Origin of the sequence: Achromobacter sp. SIMBA_011 (assembly GCF_046535435.1) — a bacterium.
Classification (GTDB): Bacteria; Pseudomonadota; Gammaproteobacteria; order Burkholderiales; family Burkholderiaceae_B; genus Achromobacter; species Achromobacter dolens.
Genome location: NZ_JAWRWN010000137.1, coordinates 1 through 350, shown reverse-complemented (window position 1 = coordinate 350; position 350 = coordinate 1). Strand labels below are relative to the sequence as shown.

Here is a 350-nt window from a genome sequence, read left to right as displayed (position 1 = left end):
CGCGGCGTCGCACTACCTGCAGCAATGCGGGGAGCCGGGCTCGATGCAGCGCGTGCTGGTGATCCTCTATACGAAGTGCGAGCAGAGCGAGGAGAACGGCGCGCTGCAACGGCGCCGCATGCTGCTGGAGCTGCAGATGCTGCGCATCACGAAGGCGCTGCTGCGCCGGGCGATCGCGGCCGGCGAAATCGCCGCCGATCTCGACGTGCACCTGGCGGCCGTCCATCTCGTGTCGCTGCTCGAAGGCGTGTTCGCGTCGATGATCTGGACCAACCGCCTGCGCGGCAATCTGTGGAACGACGCGGAAGCGATGCTGGACGCCGGTTTCGACGCAGTCAGGACCTCCAGCG

The 350-nt window shown here is 67.4% G+C and carries 1 pseudogene; it reads left to right on the top strand.

Features of this window, described 5'->3' with window-relative positions:
* A pseudogene (locus SB816_RS30260) lies at positions 1 to 350 on the top strand (TetR family transcriptional regulator); the annotation flags it as partial.